Annotated in this window: 15 protein-coding genes; 11 read left to right on the forward strand and 4 right to left on the reverse strand. The window is 55.0% G+C overall.

Going from position 1 to position 21,076, the window contains the following annotated elements; genetic code table 11:
• Positions 1-26: 26 nt before the first annotated feature.
• Positions 27-2,786, reverse strand: coding sequence for a two-component sensor histidine kinase BarA (gene barA, locus M8370_RS09085; RefSeq protein ID WP_013098520.1), 2,760 nt, complete (start codon positions 2,784-2,786; stop codon positions 27-29).
• A gap of 57 nt (positions 2,787-2,843) precedes the next feature.
• Between barA and rlmD the strand changes: the two genes are divergently transcribed.
• The 5 genes from rlmD (at position 2,844) to eno (ending at position 10,524) form a co-directional block, all read left to right on the forward strand.
• Positions 2,844-4,142, forward strand: a complete 1,299-nt coding sequence (rlmD, locus tag M8370_RS09090) for a 23S rRNA (uracil(1939)-C(5))-methyltransferase RlmD (RefSeq protein ID WP_013098519.1) — start codon at positions 2,844-2,846, stop codon at positions 4,140-4,142.
• Between the two features lie 51 nt (positions 4,143-4,193).
• Positions 4,194-6,425 carry a GTP diphosphokinase gene (gene relA, locus M8370_RS09095; RefSeq protein WP_013098518.1) on the forward strand — a complete coding sequence of 744 codons (2,232 nt, stop codon included), beginning with the start codon at positions 4,194-4,196 and terminating at the stop codon, positions 6,423-6,425.
• Positions 6,426-6,491: 66 nt separating this feature from the next.
• A complete protein-coding gene (mazG, locus tag M8370_RS09100) occupies positions 6,492-7,283 on the forward strand; it encodes a nucleoside triphosphate pyrophosphohydrolase (RefSeq protein ID WP_058679587.1) in 792 nt (263 codons plus the stop codon).
• Between the two features lie 223 nt (positions 7,284-7,506).
• Positions 7,507-9,144: a glutamine hydrolyzing CTP synthase gene (pyrG, locus tag M8370_RS09105; RefSeq protein ID WP_013098516.1), complete on the forward strand. Its 1,638-nt coding sequence runs from the start codon at positions 7,507-7,509 to the stop codon at positions 9,142-9,144.
• A gap of 81 nt (positions 9,145-9,225) precedes the next feature.
• Entirely contained in the window at positions 9,226-10,524 is a 1,299-nt protein-coding gene (gene eno / locus M8370_RS09110; RefSeq protein ID WP_013098515.1) for a phosphopyruvate hydratase, read from the forward strand.
• Positions 10,525-10,577: 53 nt separating this feature from the next.
• On the opposite strand, the gene M8370_RS09115 is transcribed toward eno, so the two are convergent.
• The gene (locus tag M8370_RS09115; protein ID WP_028027975.1) at positions 10,578-11,687 is read right to left on the reverse strand and encodes an SDR family oxidoreductase; all 1,110 of its coding nucleotides are present in this window, start codon (positions 11,685-11,687) and stop codon (positions 10,578-10,580) included.
• A 356-nt stretch (positions 11,688-12,043) separates the two neighbouring features.
• On the reverse strand, positions 12,044-12,868 hold the full coding sequence (locus tag M8370_RS09120) for a MurR/RpiR family transcriptional regulator (protein ID WP_013098513.1): 825 nt from the start codon (positions 12,866-12,868) through the stop codon (positions 12,044-12,046).
• 166 nt (positions 12,869-13,034) lie between these two features.
• Between M8370_RS09120 and M8370_RS09125 the strand changes: the two genes are divergently transcribed.
• The 3 genes from M8370_RS09125 to queE are packed head-to-tail and all read left to right on the forward strand — an operon-like array spanning position 13,035 to position 16,027.
• Positions 13,035-14,594, forward strand: coding sequence for a maltose/glucose-specific PTS transporter subunit IIC (locus M8370_RS09125; protein ID WP_250020793.1), 1,560 nt, complete (start codon positions 13,035-13,037; stop codon positions 14,592-14,594).
• A complete protein-coding gene (locus M8370_RS09130) occupies positions 14,594-15,301 on the forward strand; it encodes an N-acetylmannosamine-6-phosphate 2-epimerase (protein ID WP_023620545.1) in 708 nt (235 codons plus the stop codon). The genes M8370_RS09125 and M8370_RS09130 overlap by 1 nt, the downstream gene beginning before the upstream one ends.
• Before the next feature lie 54 nt (positions 15,302-15,355).
• Positions 15,356-16,027, forward strand: coding sequence for a 7-carboxy-7-deazaguanine synthase QueE (queE, locus tag M8370_RS09135; protein WP_013098510.1), 672 nt, complete (start codon positions 15,356-15,358; stop codon positions 16,025-16,027).
• Between the two features lie 88 nt (positions 16,028-16,115).
• Here the strand turns inward: queE and queD are convergent, their stop codons facing one another.
• On the reverse strand, positions 16,116-16,478 hold the full coding sequence (queD, locus tag M8370_RS09140) for a 6-carboxytetrahydropterin synthase QueD (protein WP_010434567.1): 363 nt from the start codon (positions 16,476-16,478) through the stop codon (positions 16,116-16,118).
• 306 nt (positions 16,479-16,784) lie between these two features.
• Here queD and cysJ point away from each other — a divergent pair, with 306 nt between their 5' ends.
• From cysJ to cysH, 3 genes are read left to right on the forward strand one after another with little or no spacing between them, the layout of a single operon-like run.
• Positions 16,785-18,590: an NADPH-dependent assimilatory sulfite reductase flavoprotein subunit gene (cysJ, locus tag M8370_RS09145; RefSeq protein WP_250020794.1), complete on the forward strand. Its 1,806-nt coding sequence runs from the start codon at positions 16,785-16,787 to the stop codon at positions 18,588-18,590.
• Positions 18,590-20,302: an assimilatory sulfite reductase (NADPH) hemoprotein subunit gene (gene cysI, locus M8370_RS09150; protein ID WP_020689304.1), complete on the forward strand. Its 1,713-nt coding sequence runs from the start codon at positions 18,590-18,592 to the stop codon at positions 20,300-20,302. The genes cysJ and cysI overlap by 1 nt, the downstream gene beginning before the upstream one ends.
• Before the next feature lie 15 nt (positions 20,303-20,317).
• A complete protein-coding gene (cysH, locus tag M8370_RS09155; RefSeq protein WP_020689303.1) occupies positions 20,318-21,052 on the forward strand; it encodes a phosphoadenosine phosphosulfate reductase in 735 nt (244 codons plus the stop codon).
• Positions 21,053-21,076: the final 24 nt, after the last annotated feature.

A 21,076-nucleotide genomic window follows, 5' to 3' on the forward strand; every position in this document is an offset into this window, starting at 1 on the left:
AAGCGTCGCGCCACCGGGCATTTACCTCAATTTCCTAACACCTTCATCGCTTCCCGCGTCACGTTATCCATCTCATCCAGCAGCTCAAGGAACTCCGGTTCCAGTTCAGATTCTGGTGTCCCTGCGCGTAGCTGCTGCTCCAGCAGCTGGCAGAGGTTTTTCAGGCGGGGCACGCCGCTGTAACCACAGCTACCGTGCAGCTTGTGGATAGCCTGCAGCAGCTCCTCCGGGTTTTCGCCCACCAGCTGTTCTTCTACCTTATTGCGAATTTCCGGCAGAAACGCGACCAGCATCTGTAGCATCTCGCGGGCTAAATCAGGTTTCCCCGCCGCCTGGCGTAACGCAAGCTGCCAGTCAAAAGTGGCGTTCTGATTCACGCTAATCTCAACTGGTTCTGCTGATAAGGTATACGTACCGCCGATATGCCCCGGCTTATAGCGCAGCAGCAGGTTATGCAGTTTCTCTTCGTCGATAGGTTTCGCCAGATAATCGTTCATTCCGGCGCCGAGCAGCTTCTCTTTCTGTCCGGCCATCGCATGTGCGGTCACGGCAATGACCGGCGTTTGCTGTTGATGAGGTAGCTGGCGGATGAGCTCGCAGGCGCGAATGCCATCCATACCCGGCATTTGAATATCCATCAGAATCAAATCGAACTGCATCTGTTTGGCCAGTTCAACCGCCTCAGCACCGCTGGTGCAGAGCTCAACATGCTGAACCTGATCCTCAAGCAGCACGCCAATCAGCTTCAGGTTTGCCGGGTTATCATCCACCGCCATCACGCTCATCGGCAGCCTCTGCTCGTCATTAATCAGTGCCACGGCATGCTCATTCAGGCGGCAGTAGGCCGTCAGAGCAGGCAACAAGCGTGTGGCGGTGAGCGGTTTAAGCAGACAGGCGGCCGCCCCGTCGTTTTTCAACTCTTCGGCATTGATTTGCGCATGGCACGGCAGCGCCAGCAGCAGGTAGTCGGTCATTGATGCGGCTTTCGCCAGCCGTTCCTGCTGCATGGTGAGCTCCCCGGTGAAGGTGACCGGGATCCCCATCAGCAGGATGTCGTAATGCTCAACGGTAAGCGCAGAGAAGGTCGGGCTGTAGACCACCTCCAGCGGCGTGGTGCTTAAGATGTCCAGCGTGCACTGGGCAGCGGCGGCGTTCGGCTCCACGTAAGCGAGGCGCTTGCCTTTCAGGCAATCCGTCACCGGGCCGTCAGTCAGCACGTTCGGGTTAAGATCCAGGTTAATATGGAACCAGAACGTCGACCCCCGGTTTGGCTGGCTGTGGAAAGAGATATCGCCGCCCATCTCTTTAACCAGTTTTTGCGTGATAACCAGCCCCAGGCCCGTACCACCGTGACGCCGTGAAATACTCGCATCCGCCTGACGAAACGCCTGGAACAGACGGGATTGATCCCGTTCGGGAATGCCAATGCCGGTATCGCGGATCTGAACTTCAATCTGTACTTTGTTATTACTGATGGCACGTTTTTCCACCAGAATGTCGATGTTGCCGCTTTCGGTAAATTTGATGGCATTACCGACAAGATTGGTAATGACCTGCTGCAGGCGCAGCGGATCGCCGATGACGTTATCCGGCACGTCGTTTTTAATGTTCAGCGTCAGCTCAAGCCCTTTGTCGTGCGACGAATGCGCCAGCAGCGTAACCACCTCATCAAGCGTACTGCGCAGCGGGAACGGAATGCTCTCCAGAATCAGCTTGCCCGCCTCCAGTTTGGAGAAGTCCAGCACGTCATTAATGATCGCCAGCAGATTGTTGGCCGAACGTTCAATGGTGTGCAGGTGATCGCGCTGGGTGGGGTTAAGCTCGCTCTTCAGGGTCAGGCGGGTAAAGCCAATCACGCCATTGAGCGGCGTACGCAGCTCGTGTGACATATTGGCAAGGAACTCCGATTTAATGCGGGCAGCCTCCTGGGCACGCTTTTTCGCCAGATCCAGCTCGACGTTCTGGATCTCCATCTGTTCCAGCGTTTCGCGCAGATCCGAAGTAGCCTGATCCACGTTATGCTGCATCTCTTCGTGATAGGCCGCCAGCGACATCGCCATCGAGTTGATGCCGTTTTTCAGCATGTCCAGTTCGCCCAGCATAAACCCTTCCACGCGGCTATCGAGCTGGCCACGGCGAATGCGGTCAACGGTGTTGACCATATTGCGGATGGGCCCGGTCACATCGCGCATCAGTCGCCAGCCAAAGATAAGTGCAATGCCGATACAGAACAGCATCATCACGCCGGAGATAAAAATCTCTTTGTACTGCTGCAGTCGCACCGACTTGAGGTCCAGCTCCAGCGCCACATATCCGAGCATATTGCTGCTGGACTTGGCGTCGGATTGCGCGGACTCATCGGGGGAATAACTTTCCGAAATAATCGGTGTGCGCAGGATCATAATATCGCCCCGTCGCATCACCGTGAGATGGCGCGGGAAGGGCGAACCGTCGGGAATTTTTAACGCTGCCGGATCAAGATGAAAATTAGAGGTGACGAACAGCCGGTTATGCTCGTCATAGACGGAGATCGCACGCACAATATCCGAGTGGCGGCGATGCAGCACACTGATTAACTGACCAATCGATTCGCGGTTTTGCAGGTTCATCCCGTATTCGCTGGACACGGCCAGGGGTTCGATGATGCTGGCTCCGGCATCTTCCAGCTGTCGCTGCAGGTCGTTATAGCGGTGCACAACGAAGAAGATGCTCAGCAGCAAACCGATGAGAACGGTGGGGGCGAGGATCAAAATCATCATGCGCGCGCGCAGGCTGTAGTTGGTCATGGCGTTCCGTTATGGGACAATTAAGATAATTATGTATTTTTGAGAAAATTCCCGGCGATGGCGCAATTCTACTCTGCAAAGCGACGCGTGACGACGCGTCAGATCATCACTGTCGAAGCCACGGACCTTGACCCTTTTGGTCAGGGCGTCGCGCATCACAATGGTAAGACACTGTTTATAACAGGTTTACTGCCCACAGAACGAGCAGAAATTACGCTGACGGAAGATAAACGCCAGTACGCACGCGGGAAGGTGAAGCGCCGTCTGACCACCAGCCCGGAGCGCACAGAGCCACGCTGCCCGCATTTTGGCGTCTGCGGAGGCTGCCAGCAACAACATGCCAGCGTAGTTTTACAGCAAAAAAGTAAGAGTAATGCCCTGGCACGCCTGCTCAGGCATGACGTTGACGACATCATTGCCGACCAACCCTGGGGCTATCGTCGTCGCGCGCGGCTGAGCCTAAGCTATCAGCCCAAAAACGAGCGGCTGGAGATGGGGTTTCGCAAAGCGGGCTCCAGCGATATCGTCGATATCAGGCAGTGCCCCATTTTGGTGCCCCGTCTTGAGGCATTGCTCCCGGACGTGCACGCATGCCTGTCCGGGCTGGACAGTGTTCGCCACCTCGGGCATGTGGAACTGGTCCTGGCAAACAATGGTCCGCTGATGGTGCTGCGCCATACCGCGCCGCTGTCCAAAAAAGACCGCGAAAAACTGGAACGCTTTTCGCATTCCCACGAGCTGGCGCTTTTTCTCGCCCCACAAAGCGAGATACTGGAGCAGGTTACAGGTGACGCGCCCTGGTATGCGTCAAACGGACTACGCTTAACGTTCAGTCCGCGGGATTTCATCCAGGTTAATGACGGTGTTAATCAGCAGATGATCGAAACCGCGCTGACGTGGCTGGATGTCCAGCCGACCGACCGCGTGCTTGATCTCTTCTGCGGCATGGGCAATTTCACGCTGCCGCTGGCCCGTAAAGCGGCGAGTGTTGTGGGGGTAGAAGGCGTCGACGCGCTGGTGGCGAAAGGCCAGGAGAATGCGCAACAGAACGGCTTGCAAAATGTGACATTCTTTCATCAAAATCTGGAGGAAGATGTCACGCAGCAGCCCTGGGCAAAACAGGGCTTTGACAAAATCCTGCTCGACCCGGCACGGGCAGGCGCACCGGGCGTGATGCAGCATATAATTAAACTCGCCCCGAAACGCGTGGTCTACGTTTCCTGTAACCCGGCAACGCTTGCCCGGGATAGCGAGGCATTACTCAGCGCGGGTTACCAGATTCAGCGTCTGGCAATGCTGGACATGTTCCCGCACACTGGGCATCTGGAATCAATGGTGTTGTTCGAGCACATCTAATTAGTTTGGCTTGTCGACTTCGACAGGCCCTGGTCCCTAAAGGAGAGGACGATGGTTGCGGTAAGAAGTGCACATCTTAATAAAGCTGGTGAGTTTGACCCTCAAAAATGGATCGCAAGTCTGGGAATTTCCAGCCAGCAGTCGTGTGAACGCTTAACCGAAACCTGGGCCTATTGTCAGCGCACCACGCTGGGGCATCCGGACGCCGAGCTGCTGCTGTGGCGCGGCGTGGAGATGGTCGAAATCTTATCCATGCTCAATATGGATATCGAAACGCTGCAGGCCGCGCTTCTGTTCCCGCTTGCCGATGCGGATGTCGTCACGGAAGACGTGCTGCGTGAAAGCGTCGGAAAATCGGTCGTGGCGCTGATCCACGGTGTCCGCGATATGGCGGCCATTCGTCAGCTCAAAGCCGCGCACACCGATTCCGTCTCCTCTGAACAGGTCGATAACGTTCGCCGGATGCTGCTGGCCATGGTGGATGATTTCCGCTGCGTGGTCATCAAGCTTGCTGAGCGTATCGCCCACCTGCGTGAAGTGAAGGACGCGCCGGAAGATGAGCGCGTACTCGCCGCCAAAGAGTGTACAAACATTTATGCGCCGCTGGCGAACCGCTTAGGCATTGGTCAGCTCAAATGGGAGCTGGAAGACTACTGCTTCCGTTATCTGCACCCGGCGGAATATAAGCGCATTGCGAAACTGCTGCATGAACGCCGTATCGACCGCGAACACTATATTGAAGAATTTGTCAGCGGGTTGCGCCAGTCGATGAAGGAAGAGAACGTCCGTGCCGAAGTGTACGGTCGGCCAAAGCATATCTACAGCATCTGGCGCAAAATGCAGAAGAAACACCTCGCCTTTGACGAGCTGTTCGACGTGCGTGCCGTGCGTATTGTGGCGGAGCGTCTGCAGGACTGCTACGCCGCACTGGGGATCGTGCACACGCACTTCCGCCATCTGCCGGATGAGTTCGATGACTATGTCGCCAACCCGAAACCTAACGGCTACCAGTCTATTCATACCGTGGTGCTGGGCCCCGGCGGTAAAACGGTTGAAATTCAGATCCGTACCAAACAGATGCACGAAGACGCCGAGCTGGGTGTCGCCGCGCACTGGAAATACAAAGAGGGCACCTCGGGCGGAGCGCGCACCGGTCACGAAGACCGCATTGCCTGGCTGCGTAAGTTGATTGCGTGGCAGGAAGAGATGGCCGACTCCGGCGAGATGCTCGACGAAGTGCGCAGCCAGGTCTTCGACGACCGGGTGTACGTCTTTACGCCGAAAGGGGACGTTGTCGACCTGCCTGCCGGGTCAACGCCGCTCGACTTTGCCTATCACATCCACAGCGATGTCGGGCACCGCTGCATTGGTGCGAAAATCGGCGGGCGCATTGTGCCGTTTACCTACCAGCTGCAGATGGGCGATCAGATTGAAATCATCACCCAGAAGCAGCCAAACCCGAGCCGTGACTGGCTGAACCCGAACCTGGGGTATGTCACCACCAGCCGCGGACGCTCCAAAATTCACGCCTGGTTCCGTAAACAGGATCGTGACAAGAACATCCTTGCCGGTCGCCAGATCCTGGATGACGAGCTGGAGCATATAGGCATCAGCCTGAAAGAGGCGGAGAAGTTCCTGCTGCCGCGTTACAACTTTAATGAGCTCGATGAGCTGTTAGCGGCCATTGGCGGCGGCGATATTCGTCTCAACCAGATGGTGAATTTCCTGCAGGCGCAGTTCAACAAGCCAAGTGCGGCAGAGCAGGATGCGGCGGCGCTGAAACAGCTGCAGCAGAAAACCTACGCACCGCAGCAGCGCAGCAAAGACAATGGCCGCGTGGTGGTGGAAGGCGTCGGCAATCTGATGCACCACATCGCCCGCTGCTGCCAGCCTATCCCGGGGGACGACATCGTCGGCTTTATCACCCAGGGGCGTGGGATTTCGATTCACCGCTCAGACTGTGACCAGCTTGCTGAGCTGCAGTCGCATGCGCCGGAACGCATCGTTGAAGCCGTCTGGGGTGAAAGCTACTCTGCCGGCTACTCGCTGGTGGTGCGCGTCACCGCCAACGACCGCAGCGGTCTGCTGCGCGACATTACGACCATTCTTGCCAATGAGAAGGTCAACGTGCTGGGCGTTGCCAGCCGCAGCGATACCCGCGAGCAGCTTGCCACCATCGATATGACCATCGAAATCTACAACCTGCAGGTGCTGGGCCGCGTGCTTGGCAAACTGAACCAGGTCCCGGATGTGATTGACGCGCGTCGTCTCCACGGCGGTTAAACATCCTCTTCTGTAAGCCGGGTAAGGCAACGCCGCCACCCGGCATTTTTTCATCAGGACAGTACTATGACTCAAATCGACCGCCTGCTCGGCATCATGAAACGCCTGCGCGACCCGGAAAACGGCTGCCCGTGGGATAAAGAGCAGACTTTCGCGACTATCGCCCCGTACACCCTCGAAGAGACCTATGAAGTACTGGACGCCATTTCACGTGAGGACTTTGACGACCTGCGCGGCGAACTCGGTGACCTGCTGTTCCAGGTGGTGTTCTATGCGCAGATGGCGCAGGAAGAGGGACGTTTTAATTTTAACGATATCTGCGCCGCCATTAGCGACAAGCTTGAGCGCCGCCATCCGCATATCTTTGGCGATGCCACGGCGGGCAACAGCGCGGAAGTGCTGGCGCGCTGGGAGCAGATTAAAAGCGCCGAAAGGGCTGAAAAATCCCAACACTCCGCGCTGGATGACATCCCGCTGAGTCTGCCCGCCCTGATGCGTGCCCATAAGATCCAAAAACGCTGCTCGGCAGTAGGGTTTGACTGGCACTCGCTTGGCCCGGTACTGGACAAAGTCCATGAAGAAATCGACGAAGTGATGCACGAAGCGCAGCAGGCCGTGGTGGATGAAGCAAAGCTTGAAGAAGAGATGGGCGATCTGCTGTTTGCCACCGTCAACCTTTCGCGCCACCTGGGTGTAAAAGCGGAAACGGCCCTGCAAAAAGCCAACCTTAAGTTCGAACGACGCTTTCGCGAAGTCGAGCGCATTGTGGCCTCGCGCGGTCTGGAAATGACCGGAATTGACCTCGATGTGATGGAAGAAGTCTGGCAGGAAGTAAAACGCCAGGAATCTGATCTCTAACGGAATTTTGCGATCAAGCGCAATTTGTGTGATTTTTTAAATGACAAGCGCTTGATTTGCGTCAAAAACATTTACCCAAAAGGGGCTATTTTCTCACTCCTTATGTTTGTCATGGCCTGGAATGGAGACGGAGAATGAAAGTTTGTGGCGCTCGCCGTGTTCGGGTATACTACTTTCCCGTCCTGGTTATTCCATCGTTTCACCCTAACTTCTCAGGTTCAGCATGACAACGAACTATATTTTTGTGACCGGCGGGGTCGTATCCTCTCTGGGTAAAGGCATTGCCGCAGCCTCCCTCGCAGCCATTCTTGAAGCCCGTGGCCTCAATGTGACCATGATGAAACTGGATCCGTACATCAACGTCGATCCTGGCACCATGAGCCCAATCCAACACGGGGAAGTGTTCGTTACTGAAGACGGCGCTGAAACCGATCTGGATCTTGGCCACTACGAGCGTTTCATTCGCACCAAAATGACCCGTCGTAATAACTTCACGACTGGTCGTATCTACTCCGACGTTCTGCGTAAAGAGCGCCGTGGTGATTATCTGGGTGCAACCGTTCAGGTTATCCCGCACATCACTAACGCTATCAAAGAACGCATCATTGCGGGTGGCGAAGGCCACGACGTGGTGCTGGTTGAAATCGGCGGTACCGTGGGGGATATCGAATCCCTGCCGTTCCTGGAAGCGATTCGCCAGCTGGCGGTTGATATCGGTCGTGAACACGCGCTGTTCATGCACCTGACGCTGGTGCCTTACATGGCAGCCGCAGGTGAAGTGAAAACCAAACCGACTCAGCACTCCGTGAAAGAGCTGCTCTCCATTGGTATTCAGCCTGACATTCTGGTTTGCCGCTCCGATCGCGCGGTTCCGGCGAACGAACGTGCGAAAATTGCATTGTTCTGTAACGTGCCTGAAAAAGCCGTTATTTCAATGAAAGATGTCGATTCCATTTATAAAATCCCGGGCCTGTTGAAATCACAGGGCCTGGACGATTATATTTGTAAACGATTCAGCTTGAACTGTCCGGAAGCTAACCTGTCTGAATGGGAACAGGTTATTTATGAAGAAGCCAATCCGGCTGGTGAAGTGACTATCGGTATGGTCGGCAAGTACATCGAACTGCCGGATGCCTATAAGTCCGTTATCGAAGCGCTGAAACACGGAGGTCTGAAGAACCGCGTCTCCGTGAACATCAAGCTGATTGATTCGCAGGATGTTGAAACACGTGGCGTCGAAATTCTGAAAGATCTGGATGCGATTCTCATCCCTGGCGGCTTCGGCTACCGTGGTGTAGAAGGCAAGATCGCCACTGCACGCTATGCGCGTGAAAACAATATTCCATACCTCGGCATCTGCCTGGGTATGCAGGTTGCGCTAATCGAATTTGCGCGCAACGTAGCGGGAATGGAAAACGCGAACTCTACGGAATTTGTGCCAGACTGTAAGTACCCTGTAGTGGCGCTTATCACTGAATGGCGCGACGAAGACGGTAACGTCGAAGTCCGTACCGAGAAGAGCGATCTGGGTGGCACTATGCGTCTTGGCGCACAGGCCTGCCAGCTGTCTGACGATAGCGTGGTTCGTAAGCTGTATGGCGAACCGGTCATCACCGAGCGTCATCGTCACCGCTATGAAGTCAACAACATGTTGTTGAAACAAATTGAAGCTGCGGGTCTGCGTGTTGCGGGCCGCTCCGGGGATGATCAGTTAGTCGAGATCATCGAAGTGCCAAACCACCCGTGGTTTGTCGCCTGCCAATTCCACCCGGAATTTACTTCAACGCCACGTGACGGGCATCCGCTGTTTGCAGGTTTCGTGAAAGCCGCCAGCGAGTATCAGAAGCGTCAGGCGAAGTAAAAAAGTTAGAACGGCAACGCGTACCTCCGGTACGCGTTGTTTGTCTGGAGTTTTAGTTTAACTTGTACTGAGGAAAATCTAATGTCCAAAATCGTTAAAGTCATCGGTCGTGAAATCATCGACTCCCGTGGTAACCCGACCGTTGAAGCCGAAGTTCATCTGGAAGGTGGTTTCGTCGGTATGGCAGCTGCTCCATCAGGTGCTTCTACTGGTTCCCGCGAAGCGCTGGAACTGCGCGATGGCGACAAATCCCGTTTCATGGGCAAAGGCGTACTGAAAGCTGTTGGCGCTGTAAACGGTCCTATTGCTCAGGCAATCATTGGCAAAGACGCTAAAGACCAGGCTGGCATCGACAAGATCATGATCGATCTGGACGGTACTGAAAACAAATCTAACTTCGGTGCGAACGCAATCCTGGCGGTTTCCCTGGCGAACGCCAAAGCCGCTGCGGCAGCGAAAGGTATGCCACTGTTCGAGCACATCGCTGAACTGAACGGCACCCCAGGCAAATACTCCATGCCTGTACCAATGATGAACATCATCAACGGTGGTGAGCACGCAGACAACAACGTTGATATTCAGGAATTCATGATTCAGCCAGTTGGCGCGAAAACCCTGAAAGAAGCAGTACGTATGGGTTCTGAAGTGTTCCACAACCTGGCTAAAGTTCTGAAAGCAAAAGGTATGAACACGGCTGTGGGTGACGAAGGTGGCTACGCGCCAAACCTGGGTTCTAACGCAGAAGCACTGGCTGTTATCGCTGAAGCAGTAAAAGCCGCTGGCTATGAGCTGGGCAAAGACATCACTCTGGCGATGGACTGCGCAGCGTCTGAATTCTACAAAGACGGTAAATACGTTCTGGCTGGCGAAGGCAACAAAGCGTTCACCTCTGAAGAGTTCACTCACTTCCTGGAAGACCTGACCAAACAGTACCCAATCGTTTCTATCGAAGACGGTCTGGACGAGTCTGACTGGGATGGTTTCGCATACCAGACTAAAGTACTGGGCGACAAAATTCAGCTGGTTGGTGACGATCTGTTCGTAACCAACACCAAGATCCTGAAAGAAGGCATCGAGAAAGGCATCGTGAACTCCATCCTGATCAAATTCAACCAGATTGGTTCTCTGACCGAAACTCTGGCTGCGATCAAAATGGCGAAAGACGCTGGCTACACCGCTGTTATCTCTCACCGTTCTGGCGAAACTGAAGACGCTACCATCGCTGACCTGGCTGTTGGTACCGCTGCAGGCCAGATCAAAACCGGTTCTATGAGCCGTTCTGACCGTGTTGCTAAATACAACCAGCTGATTCGTATCGAAGAAGCGCTGGGCGAAAAAGCACCATACAACGGTCGTAAAGAGATCAAAGGCCAGGCATAATTGCTTAAGCCTTAAAATGAAAATGCCAGTCGAAAGACTGGCATTTTTTTTGGTTATTTGAAATCAACCGCCATTTGCTCCGGGATGCTCAACCCCCGGGTAGTTTGTACGCAGCGGGCAATATAGTCCGTAAAACGCGGCGGTTTAGGCATGCCCATACTGAGCAGCTTGTCGTTGCTGAAACGTACATTCAGCGTGGCAAAGGCCCCGTACAAGCGCATTGCTCTCAGCATCAGCCGTTCGTTGCAGGGGCCAAAAATATCCTTCAGCTCACGGCGCATTCTGACCAGCGTTTCGTAACTTACCTGGGCATACTTATCACCGACCGGGGCTTTCTCCAGCGCCTGTGCCATCGCATTATCAATATCCGCAAAGCGCACGCTGTTCTCTTCTCCGGCAGAAATATGTACCACTTCTCCCGGCTGCGCAGTGCTGTTAAGCAGCATCAGCAGCGCATCGGCACAGTAATCCACCGGGACGACATCTATTTTGTCTTCCATTGAGCACATGAATTTTTGCAGCATTAGCCCCATGCTGAAGACCCAGAAAATACTGCTCGACGGCGTACAGCCATGACGGGTATGGCCGACCACGATGGACGGACGGGCGATGAGCAGCGGCAGGTTGGGACAGTGCTGGCGCATCAGTTGTTCAATGGTGGATTTCGAATACGTATATTCCACCAGATGCTCGGCGTTTTCTCTGAACTCCGCGCTTTCGGCGACCAGCGAATCCTGCTCCGGCGTGCACGACATGGCTGTTCCCACATGCAGAAAGCGCTGTAAACCGGCAACCTGGTTCATGCGTCTGGCGAGCGCCAGCGTCCCCTCCACATTCACTTTCCAGATCAGCGGATTGTTACCAAATGACGCGACGGCCGCGCAGTTAAGAACATGCGTCACCTGTTCCAGACGCGGGTCGTTCAGGAATCCCTCCGGCTGGCTGAGATCGCCGATAAGGATATTCTCCTCACTCAACGCGGCCAGCGTCTCCTCTGAAACCTTGAATTTACGCATGTTGTCCCGCACGCGTTCCAGCCCTTGTTGCGGGTCACTGGCGCGCGCAAGCAGCAGTAATTTTACTGAACTATTGCTGGTCAGTATTTTTTCAAGTACTGCACCGCCCAGAAAACCAGTCACGCCTGTAATAAATAACATATTAATCTATACCGTCTCATAATGATTGATGAGGCGGATTGTAGGCAGGGAAAAGTAAACGGCATTTAAATAGAAAAATGGCAAAGCTGACGGCGTCTTAAGCTTATTTTAAGGTAAGGAATTCAGGTGGAAATATTGGACACTAGCGGAGTAAGAAAAATTCAATTTATAAATCAAATAATTTTAACATGCTGATTTTGTTCTATTATTTATGCGATTTTATTGCTTTTAACACTCATTGAATATGTAATAAATAAAATAATTTGTTACACCATTATGCCGCGCACGAAATAACCGTATCAGCACTTAAATGGAATCGACATCACGCCGTGCAGGCTATTTTATTTAGCCTGCAAAGGGTTTTAAAGTAATAAAGGCAGCGTTGCGCTCGCGGTTTGCTGGCTAACTTCACCGTAATGGCTATCAATCGCAATCAGGGAAGTTGTAAGCAATTCAACCAGTAACATTACGCCCACTTTAGCATTGAGCGCGCCTGCGCTGAGTGGTCCTTCCGGTTTTGCGGCGACCAGCTGCATATCGCTAAGCGAAGCCAGCGGGCTGCGGGGCGTATTGCTAAGGGATAACACCTTAACGCCGCGTTTGCGTGCAAGTTTTACGACGTGGAGCAAATCCCGCGTTGAACCGGAACTGGAAATGGCCACCACCAGCGTCCCTTCTGAAAGCGTTGCTGCATTCATGGCCGCACGATGCATATCGCTAAAAAGCTGTGCAGGTTTGCCGAGTCGCAACAGTTTGTAATGTAAATACTCACCGAGGATCGCGCTGGCGGCCACCCCATATATTTGTACGGCTTGCGCCTGATGCAGTGCCTGAGCGGCCTTTTCCAGCAGTGCTCTGTCGAGCAGTCTGGCGGTATCCTGCAGCGCCTGAACAGACTCATCGACGACGTTATCAATTTCGTCCCCGGCCACGCGTGCGGGCTGACCCTGCTGAATATCCAGCGCCAGTGCCATCTTGAATTCGTTATAGCCTTTGCAGCCGAGCGTCCGGCAAAGACGCGTCACGCTGGCTTCACTGGTGTGGCTTTCCCGTGCCAGTTCGGTGATCGTCAGGTAGAGCACCCGGGCCGGATCGTTGAGAACAAACTCTCCCAGTTTTTTTTGCGTGGGGCTGTACCCGGAAGCCTCCTGGCGCAGCTTCAGCAGCAGGTTTTCATGGTCTGACATGCTAGATCCTTAATGCGTTTCTCTGCGTCCTAGTGTGGCGGAAAGCGGGGCAGGGATGCCAGTCATTTCGAAAAAGTATGATCGTCCTCCTGGTTTTTGATGGTAATTTTCACTATTGAATATAATTATGGTAAAAATTTTCATCGTTAACTAAGGGGATGAAAAAATGATGCAAATATTCAGTGGTGCTTCGTCCGGCGGATGGTTTGAAAAAGCGCAGCGCTTTGGCAAATCCTTTATGTTGCCCATTGCCGTACTGCCTGCGGCGGGTCTGCTGCTGGGGATAGGCGGCGCGTTATCGAATCCCAATACGCTTACGGCATATCCGTTTTTAGATGTGGACTGGTTACAGGCTATTTTCACCATCATGAGCAGCGCCGGTTCGATTGTGTTCGCGAATCTGTCGGTGCTGTTTGCCGTTGGGGTTGCCGTCGGGCTGGCAAAAAATGATAAAGGTACGGCAGGGCTGGCGGCGTTACTCGCGTTTCTGGTCATGAATGCCACCATTAACGCACTGCTGATCCTCACAGGAAAACTGGCGCACGAGAATCCCGGGGCGGTCGGGCAAGGCATGACGCTGGGGATCCAGACGCTGGAGACCGGCGTATTTGGTGGGGTGGTCATTGGTCTTGTGACCTGCGCACTGCATCATCGGTTTAATAAGATCGCGCTGCCACAATTTCTGGGTTTCTTTGGCGGGTCACGCTTTGTGCCGATTATCAGCTCACTGGCTGCGATCCTGGTCGGAGCCTTAATGACCGTAGTCTGGCCACATTTCCAGAAGCTGATCTTTGGTCTGGGCGGGCTGGTGGATGCGACCGGTTATCTGGGAACACTGCTGTACGGCTTCATTTTGCGCATGCTGGGCCCGTTCGGTTTACACCACATCTTCTACCTTCCGTTCTGGACCACCGCGCTTGGCGGCAGCGAGATTGTCAACGGGCAACTGGTTGAAGGTACGCAGCGGATCTTCTTCGCTCAGCTGGCCGATCCCACGACGCGCCAGTTTTATGAAGGGACGTCGCGCTTTATGTCCGGGCGCTTTATCACGATGATGTTTGGTTTGCTCGGGGCCTGCCTTGCGATGTATCACACGGCTAAACCGGAGAACAAAAAACGCGTCGCGGGGTTGTTGCTTTCAGCGGCATTAACTTCCTTCCTTACGGGGATCACCGAGCCCATCGAGTTCTCCTTCCTGTTTATCGCGCCGGTGCTGTACGTCATTCACGCATTTTTTGACGGGCTGGCGTTTATGCTCGCGCATATTTTACACATCACCATTGGGCAGACCTTCTCCGGCGGTTTTATCGACTTTGTGCTGTTCGGCATTTTGCAGGGGGAGGCCAAAACCCACTGGATGTTAGTGCCGCTGGTGGGCGTACCGTGGTTCTTCCTCTACTACTTCACGTTCCGCTATCTGATTAATCGCTTTGATTTTGCCACGCCGGGTCGGGAAAAGGAGGCGGTGGCCAATGACGTGACGTTCGCCCAGAACGAACGCGCAAGTGCGGTGATCGCCGGACTGGGCGGAAAAGACAATCTGGAAGAGGTGGACTGCTGCGCCACGCGTCTTCGCGTCACGGTTAAAGACGGCAGCAAAGTGAATGACGCGGCGCTGAAAGCCACCGGTGCGCGCGGCGTGATTGTGCGTGGGAATGGCGTTCAGGTCATTTATGGTCCGCATGTCACGATTATCAAAAACGAAGTGGAAGAGATCTTATCGTAATGAAAACTGTACTGGATACCCTGAAGGGAAAACTGGTCGTCTCCTGTCAGGCGCTTGAGAACGAACCGTTGCATAGCCCGTTTATTATGTCGCGGATGGCGCTGGCGGCGCGTCAGGGAGGCGCCGCGGCCATCCGTGCTAACAGCGTGGTGGATATCGAGGCGATTAAAGAGCAGGTTACGCTGCCGGTTATTGGCATCATCAAGCGGGAGTACCCCGACAGCGAGGTGTTTATCACCGCGACGATGAAAGAGGTGGATGAACTGATGACCGTCTCCCCGGCGATCATTGCGCTTGATGCGACCGACAGGGCGCGGCCTGGCGGGGAATCTCTGGCAACGCTGGTTACGCGCATTCGTACCCGTTACCCCTCGGTGCTGCTTATGGCTGATATAGCCACTGTTGATGAGGCCGTCACGGCGCAGGCGCTGGGGTTTGATTGTGTCGGGACCACGCTTTACGGCTACACCGCGCAGACCGCCGGACACGCCTTACCCGATGATGACTGTCAGTTTCTGAAAGCGGTACTGGCAGCCGTCACGGTACCGGTGGTGGCCGAAGGTAACGTGGACACCCCGGAACGCGCCGCCAGATGTCTGGCGCTGGGGGCGCATATGGTGGTGGTGGGTGGGGCAATCACCCGCCCGCAGCAGATTACGGAACGCTTTATGGCGGCAATTGACGCGCAAAGCACCGATCGAGCATGACCATCTCACGGGGATCTGCGATACTTATCGTTTATCCCCTTAACTGAGATGACTATGCAGTACCCGATTAACGAGATGTTCCAGACCCTGCAAGGCGAGGGTTACTTTACCGGCGTTCCCGCAATTTTTATTCGTTTACAGGGATGCCCGGTTGGCTGTGCCTGGTGTGATACCAAACATACGTGGGATAAACTCGCAGATCGGGAAGTGTCGCTGTTTAGCGTTCTGGCGAAAACCAAAGAGAGCGATAAGTGGGGTGCTGGCAGCGCGGAAGATCTGCTGGCCATTATTGGTCGTCAGGGCTGGACGGCGCGCCATGTGGTCATTACCGGGGGCGAACCCTGCATCCACGATCTGACGCCGCTGACCGAACTGCTCGAAAAGAACGGCTACAGTTGCCAGATTGAAACCAGCGGTACGCATGAAGTGCGCTGCTCCCACACCACCTGGGTAACGGTATCGCCTAAAGTAAACATGCGCGGCGGCTACGACGTACTGTCTCAGGCGCTGGAACGTGCTGATGAGATTAAACACCCGGTAGGGCGAGTACGTGATATCGAAGCGCTGGATGAACTGCTGGCGACGCTGACGGATGAAAAACAGCGTGTGATTGCGCTGCAGCCTATCAGTCAGAAAGAAGACGCCACGCGCCTGTGCATTGAAACCTGTATCGCGCGTAACTGGCGCCTGTCGATGCAGACGCACAAATACCTGAATATTGCCTAAAAAAAAGCCCGGTGGCGCTAGCGCTTACCGGGCCTACGGTTCCAGGCTTTTGTTGGCCGGGTAAGGCGAAGCCGACCCCCGGCAAGCATCACTCGCCGCGATACACGCAGCCTGCCGTACAGGTCTCTTTGATCATCACTGCGCTCAGCAGCGGCACCAGCGGTTTCATCTGATCCCAAATCCATTTTGCCAGCACTTCGCTGGTCGGGTTTTCAAGGCCCGGGATATCGTTCAGGTAATAGTGATCCAGACGATCGTAAGTCGGCTTAAATGCCGCCTTCAGCTCAGCAAAGTCCATGATCCAACCGGTATGCGGATCAACTTCACCGGTGATCTCAAGACGCACCATAAACGAATGCCCGTGCAGACGGCCGCATTTATGTCCTTCAGGAACATGCGGAAGGTGGTGGGCGGCTTCGAAGGTGAAATCTTTAAACAGTGTGGTGGACATGATCGCTCTCAGTAATGCGGAAAAAACCGCCGCATAGTACCGGAAAGCACAATTTTTAGCATTAACTAAAACGGCCTTTACCTTCATTGCAGCAAAAAAGCCGTCGCTTTGTGATTTATATCCTTATTTTACAGTCGGTTAGTTTATCGCTTTTACCGTTAAGAACGATAACTAAAACAGGTTAGTCCATTTGGTTATTTATTATTTCCATCCCTTCTTTAATTGTTATTATCCTCGCCGTTAACCTTATCTTCAGTTTGGATTTATTCGCTTAAAGTCCGCTTGGCTACTGGAACATAACGACGCATGACAACACAGGCCCCACCTTCAAATTTGCTTCCCCTGAACCCGGAGCAACTGGCGCGCCTTCAGGCTGCCACCTCTGATTTTTCTCCCACCCAGCTTGCCTGGGTCTCTGGCTATTTCTGGGGAATGCTCAACCAGCAGCCTGGCGCTGTGGCTGCGGCTCCGGCAACGGCGGTAGAAATGCCTGCCATTACGCTTATCTCCGCTTCGCAGACGGGCAATGCCCGCCGCGTGGCAGAAGCGCTGCGTGACGACCTGCTGGCCGCCAAACTGAACGTGAACCTGGTGAACGCCGGGGATTATAAATTCAAACAGATCGCGTCAGAAAAACTGCTGGTGGTTGTGGCCTCAACGCAGGGCGAGGGTGAACCCGCTGAAGAGGCGGTCGCGCTGCATAAATTCCTGTTCTCGAAAAAAGCGCCCAGACTCGATGGCACTGCGTTTGCCGTGTTCGGCCTGGGCGATACCTCTTATGAATTCTTCTGCCAGTCCGGTAAAGATTTCGACAGCAAGCTGGCGGAGCTGGGCGCAGAGCGCCTGCTGGACCGCGTTGATGCAGATGTGGAATACCAGGCTGCCGCTGCAGAGTGGCGTGCGCGCATTGTTGACGTGCTGAAAGCACGCGTACCGAAAGAGACACCAGCCCAGGCTGCGATCACCGCGACCGGCGTGGTCAACGACATTCACACCAGCCCGTACACCAAAGAGGCGCCGCTGTCTGCAAGCCTGTCGGTTAATCAAAAAATTACCGGCCGCGACTCTGAAAAAGATGTGCGCCATATCGAGATCGATCTGGGCGACTCGGGTCTGCGCTATCAGCCTGGCGATGCGCTGGGGGTCTGGTATCAAAACGATCCGGCGCTGGTCAAGGAGCTGGTCGAACTGCTGTGGCTGAAAGGCGACGAGCCTGTCACCGTCGAAGGCAAAACGCAGCCGCTCACTGAAGCGCTGCAGTGGCACTTCGAGCTGACGGTAAATACCGCCAATATCGTTGAGAACTATGCCACCTTAACGCGCAGCGAATCGCTGCTGCCGTTAGTGGGTGATAAGGCAAAGCTGCAGCATTACGCGGCGACCACACCGATTGTCGATATGGTGCGTTTTTCGCCGGCACAGCTGGATGCCGAGGCGCTGATCGGCCTGCTGCGTCCGCTCACGCCGCGTCTGTACTCCATTGCCTCATCGCAGGCTGAAGTCGAGAGCGAAGTGCACATCACCGTGGGCGTGGTGCGGTACGACATCGAAGGCCGTGCCCGCGCGGGCGGTGCCTCCAGCTTCCTGGCCGATCGCGTGGAGGAAGAGGGCGAAGTGCGCGTCTTTATCGAGCACAACGACAACTTCCGTCTGCCGGCGAACCCGGAAACGCCGGTAATCATGATTGGCCCGGGTACCGGCATTGCGCCGTTCCGTGCCTTTATGCAGCAGCGTGCGGCGGACGAGGCACCGGGTAAAAACTGGCTGTTCTTCGGCAACCCGCACTTTACCGAAGATTTCCTCTATCAGGTTGAGTGGCAGCGCTACGTGAAAGAAGGGGTGCTGACCCGTATCGATCTGGCCTGGTCGCGCGATCAGAAAGAAAAAGTATACGTACAAGACAAACTGCGCGAACAGGGCGCAGAGCTGTGGCGCTGGATCAATGACGGTGCCCACATTTATGTCTGCGGTGACGCCAATCGCATGGCGAAAGACGTTGAGCAGGCACTGCTGGAAGTGATTGCCGAATTCGGCGGTATGGATGCCGAAGCGGCGGATGAATTTTTAAGTGAGCTGCGCGTTGAGCGCCGTTATCAGCGAGATGTCTACTAATGAGCGAAAAACATCCAGGACCCCTGGTGGTCGAAGGTAAACTGTCAGACGCCGAGCGCATGAAGCTGGAAAGCAACTATCTGCGCGGCACCATTGCTGAAGATCTGAATGACGGTCTCACCGGCGGTTTCAAAGGCGACAACTTCCTGCTGATCCGTTTCCACGGCATGTATCAACAGGACGACCGCGACATTCGCGCCGAGCGTGCTGAACAGAAGCTGGAGCCGCGTCACGCGATGCTGTTGCGCTGCCGTCTGCCGGGCGGAGTGATCACCACGACACAGTGGCAGGCGATTGATAAATTCGCCGGTGAAAACACCATTTATGGCAGCATTCGTCTGACCAACCGTCAGACCTTCCAGTTCCACGGCATTCTGAAGAAGAACGTGAAGCCGGTACACCAGATGCTGCACTCCGTCGGACTGGACGCGCTGGCGACGGCCAACGACATGAACCGTAACGTGCTCTGCACCTCGAACCCGTATGAGTCCGAGCTGCACGCTGAAGCCTATGAGTGGGCGAAGAAGATCTCCGAGCACCTGCTGCCGCGTACCCGCGCCTATGCGGAGATTTGGCTCGATCAGGAAAAAGTTGCGACCACCGATGAAGAACCAATCCTCGGTCAGACCTATCTGCCGCGTAAGTTCAAAACCACGGTGGTGATCCCGCCGCAGAACGACATCGATCTGCACGCCAACGACATGAACTTTGTGGCAATTGCCGAAAACGGCAAGCTGGTGGGCTTTAACCTGCTGGTGGGCGGCGGTCTGTCCATTGAACACGGTAACAAGAAAACCTATGCCCGCACCGCGAGCGAGTTCGGCTTCCTGCCGCTGGAGCATACGCTGGCCGTGGCGGAAGCGGTGGTCACCACCCAGCGCGACTGGGGTAACCGTACCGACCGTAAAAACGCGAAAACCAAATACACCCTGGAGCGCGTGGGCGTTGAGACGTTCAAAGAGGAAGTGGAGCGTCGCGCGGGGATCAAATTTGAGCCGATCCGCCCTTACGAATTCACCGGTCGCGGCGATCGCATCGGCTGGGTAAAAGGCATCGACAATAAATGGCACCTGACGCTGTTTATCGAAAACGGCCGTATTCTGGATTACCCGGGCCGTCCGCTGAAAACCGGCCTGCTGGAAATCGCGAAGATCCACAAAGGTGAGTTCCGCATTACCGCCAACCAGAATCTGATTATTGCTGGTGTGCCGGAAAGTGAAAAGGCGAAAATTGAGGCGCTGGCGCGTGACCATGGGTTGATGAATGCGGTCAAACCGCAGCGCGAAAACTCGATGGCCTGCGTGTCGTTCCCGACCTGTCCGCTGGCGATGGCGGAAGCGGAACGTTTCCTGCCGTCATTTACAGACAAAGTGGAAGCGATTCTGGAAAAACACGGTATTCCGGACGAGCATATTGTTATGCGCGTTACCGGCTGTCCGAACGGCTGTGGCCGCGCGATGCTGGCCGAGCTTGGGCTGGTGGGGAAAGCGCCGGGTCGCTATAACCTGCACCTGGGCGGTAACCGTATCGGCACGCGTATTCCGCGTATGTTCCGCGAGAATATCACTGAGCCAGAAATTCTCGATTCCATCGACGAGCTTGTCGGGCGCTGGGCGAAAGAGCGCGAAGCGGGTGAAGGCTTCGGCGACTTTACGGTGCGTGCGGGCATTATTCGCCCGGTGCTCGATCCCGCAAGGGATTTCTGGGAGTAACCACGAGAGGTAATTATGTCCGTACTCGATCTAAACGCGCTTAACGCATTGCCAAAAGTCGAACGCATTCTGGCACTCGCAGAAACCAACGCCCAACTGGAAAAGCTGGACGCCGAAGGGCGCGTGGCGTGGGCGCTGGAAAACCTGCCGGGTGACTACGTACTGTCGTCGAGCTTTGGCATTCAGGCGGCGGTCAGTTTGCATCTGGTGAATCAGATCCGCCCGGATATTCCGGTGATCCTCACCGATACCGGCTATCTGTTCCCGGAAACCTACCAGTTTATCGATGAGCTGACGGACAAGCTTAAGCTGAACCTGAAAGTGTACCGCGCGGAGCAGAGCGCGGCCTGGCAGGAGGCGCGCTACGGCAAACTCTGGGAGCAGGGCGTTGAGGGCATTGAGAAATACAATGAGATCAACAAGGTCGAGCCGATGAACCGTGCGCTGAAAGAGCTGAACGCTCAAACCTGGTTTGCCGGTCTTCGCCGCGAGCAGTCCGGCAGCCGGGCCACGCTGCCGGTGCTGGCGGTGCAGCGCGGCGTGTTTAAAGTGCTGCCGATCATCGACTGGGATAACCGTACGGTGTACCAGTATCTGCAAAAGCACGGGCTGAAATACCATCCGCTGTGGGATCAGGGCTACCTGTCCGTGGGGGATACCCACACCACGCGCAAATGGGAACCGGGAATGGCGGAAGAAGAGACGCGATTCTTTGGGCTGAAGCGCGAGTGCGGGTTACACGAAGGGTAATGATCTTTCCTCCCTCTCCCGGTG

Source organism: Enterobacter cloacae complex sp. OE43NF (assembly GCF_023544405.1).
GTDB lineage: Bacteria > Pseudomonadota > Gammaproteobacteria > Enterobacterales > Enterobacteriaceae > Enterobacter > Enterobacter cloacae.

Bases quoted from the DNA above. Each gene is read 5' to 3' on its own strand.
- barA (WP_013098520.1), bottom strand. From the start codon at position 2,786: ATGACCAACTACAGCCTGCGCGCGCGCATGATGATTTTGATCCTCGCC.
- rlmD (WP_013098519.1), top strand. From the start codon at position 2,844: ATGGCGCAATTCTACTCTGCAAAGCGACGCGTGACGACGCGTCAGATC.
- relA (WP_013098518.1), top strand. From the start codon at position 4,194: ATGGTTGCGGTAAGAAGTGCACATCTTAATAAAGCTGGTGAGTTTGAC.
- mazG (WP_058679587.1), top strand. From the start codon at position 6,492: ATGACTCAAATCGACCGCCTGCTCGGCATCATGAAACGCCTGCGCGAC.
- pyrG (WP_013098516.1), top strand. From the start codon at position 7,507: ATGACAACGAACTATATTTTTGTGACCGGCGGGGTCGTATCCTCTCTG.
- eno (WP_013098515.1), top strand. From the start codon at position 9,226: ATGTCCAAAATCGTTAAAGTCATCGGTCGTGAAATCATCGACTCCCGT.
- M8370_RS09120 (WP_013098513.1), bottom strand. From the start codon at position 12,868: ATGTCAGACCATGAAAACCTGCTGCTGAAGCTGCGCCAGGAGGCTTCC.
- M8370_RS09125 (WP_250020793.1), top strand. From the start codon at position 13,035: ATGATGCAAATATTCAGTGGTGCTTCGTCCGGCGGATGGTTTGAAAAA.
- M8370_RS09130 (WP_023620545.1), top strand. From the start codon at position 14,594: ATGAAAACTGTACTGGATACCCTGAAGGGAAAACTGGTCGTCTCCTGT.
- queE (WP_013098510.1), top strand. From the start codon at position 15,356: ATGCAGTACCCGATTAACGAGATGTTCCAGACCCTGCAAGGCGAGGGT.
- queD (WP_010434567.1), bottom strand. From the start codon at position 16,478: ATGTCCACCACACTGTTTAAAGATTTCACCTTCGAAGCCGCCCACCAC.
- cysJ (WP_250020794.1), top strand. From the start codon at position 16,785: ATGACAACACAGGCCCCACCTTCAAATTTGCTTCCCCTGAACCCGGAG.
- cysI (WP_020689304.1), top strand. From the start codon at position 18,590: ATGAGCGAAAAACATCCAGGACCCCTGGTGGTCGAAGGTAAACTGTCA.
- cysH (WP_020689303.1), top strand. From the start codon at position 20,318: ATGTCCGTACTCGATCTAAACGCGCTTAACGCATTGCCAAAAGTCGAA.